We start from the raw sequence: 1,548 nt of genomic DNA on the forward strand, positions 1-1,548 counted from the left end.
TCCCCCTGACCTGCCATCGATTTCCGCATGAAGAACCTCGTCGTCGAACATGAATGGTGAGAAACGACCTGCGCTTCCAGAACGCCCTGGCGAGCGCCGTTATTCCATCCACGGTGCGGCTTCTGCAGCCGTGCGGCGCCGCGCGTATCATGTGCGCGCATGGCGGCAGGCCGGACGTCGGCGCACTTACGAAATGCTTTCCATTGCTGACGATTCGTCATGCGAACGGCTCGAAAATTTTTTTGCATTCCGATGGAATAAGCCCCCACCTTCACGCGTTAAGCAAGGAAGCGGACAACGCCGATGCCCGCCCCCTCTCAACGCACACGACCTGACGATACCGCCATGAACCTGATCTCCCGCCGTGCCCTGACGATCGCCGCGCTGTCGCTCGGCCTCGCCGCCTCGCTGTCGGCCCAGGCCGACACGCTGCAAGTCCACGCCGATCTGACTGCCGCCGCCGAAGTGCCGCCGAAGCAGAGCAACGGCCACGGCATGCTGATGGGCAGCTACGACACCGATTCGAAGCAACTGAGCTGGCACGTCGACTATTCGGACCTGACCGGCCCGGCCACGATGGCCCACTTCCACGGCCCGGCGCCGGTCGGCCAGAACGCCGGCGTGGTGATCCCGATCGACAAGAAGGATCTGCCGAGCCCGATCGAAGGCCACGCCACGCTGAACGCCGCGCAGGAAGCCGACCTGCTGGCCGGCCGCTGGTACTTCAACGTGCACACGGCCAAGAACCCGGGCGGCGAAATCCGCGGCCAGGTCGCCGCCAGCAAGTCCTGATCGCCGGCCCCCGCCCCTCGCCCGCCTCGACGCGGGCGGCGGGCGCATCGCGACTTCCCCCACGAGAGCCTCACCCATGAATTCACGCGCCCCGTCCCCCGACAGCCCGGCCGCCGCCGTCTCGCCCAGCGTGCCGCGCTATACGCGCACGGCGATGGCGCTGCACTGGCTGATCGCGCTCGGCATCCTCTGCAACGTCGCGATCGCGCTGAGCGCCGATTCGATGCCCGACGGCTGGGTGCGCCCGGCGATCGACATCCACAAGTCGATCGGCATCACCGTGCTCGGCCTGGCGATCCTGCGCGTGCTGTGGCGCGTGTCGCACCGCCCGCCCGCGCTGCCCAGCTGGTTCCGCCGCTGGGAGCTGCGCGCCGCGCACCTCGCACACATCCTGCTGTACGTGCTGATGTTCGCGCTGCCGATCACCGGCTGGCTGCACGATTCCGCCTGGGACGGCGCGGCCACCCACCCGATGTCGCTGTACTACGTGATTCCGTGGTTCCGCCTGGGCTTCATCGAAAGCCTGCAGCCCGACCTGAAGAACCATCTGCACACGCTGTTCGGCACGATGCACACGTGGGCCGCCTACGTGCTGTACGCCGTGCTCGCGATGCATCTGCTCGGTGCGCTCAAGCACGAGCTGCTCGATCGCGAATCGGTCCTGCGCCGGATGCTGCCGTGAGCACGCCCTCGCCCACCCTTGCCGAAGAACGAAGCATGGCCGTCCCTCCGAATTCGCCCGGCCGCGCCGCCGCC

General features: G+C 67.5%; 3 protein-coding genes. 2 read left to right on the plus strand and 1 reads right to left on the minus strand.

The window, feature by feature from the left end; all coding sequences use genetic code 11:
* On the minus strand, positions 1-221 hold a 221-nt coding region (locus G3N92_RS33670), incomplete at its 3' end, for a hypothetical protein (RefSeq protein WP_206131817.1).
* Positions 222-345: 124 nt separating this feature from the next.
* Between G3N92_RS33670 and G3N92_RS33675 the strand changes: the two genes are divergently transcribed.
* Complete coding sequence (locus G3N92_RS33675) at positions 346-792, plus strand: CHRD domain-containing protein (protein WP_206131818.1); 447 nt, start codon at positions 346-348, stop codon at positions 790-792.
* A gap of 76 nt (positions 793-868) precedes the next feature.
* On the plus strand, positions 869-1,474 hold the full coding sequence (locus G3N92_RS33680; protein ID WP_206131819.1) for a cytochrome b: 606 nt from the start codon (positions 869-871) through the stop codon (positions 1,472-1,474).
* Positions 1,475-1,548 lie beyond the last annotated feature (74 nt).

The organism is Burkholderia sp. Ac-20379, from assembly GCF_017104645.1.
Lineage (GTDB): Bacteria > Pseudomonadota > Gammaproteobacteria > Burkholderiales > Burkholderiaceae > Burkholderia.

Excerpts from the sequence above, each read along its gene's own strand:
- G3N92_RS33680 (WP_206131819.1), top strand. The coding sequence starts at position 869 with ATGAATTCACGCGCCCCGTCCCCCGACAGCCCGGCCGCCGCCGTCTCG.
- G3N92_RS33675 (WP_206131818.1), top strand. The coding sequence starts at position 346 with ATGAACCTGATCTCCCGCCGTGCCCTGACGATCGCCGCGCTGTCGCTC.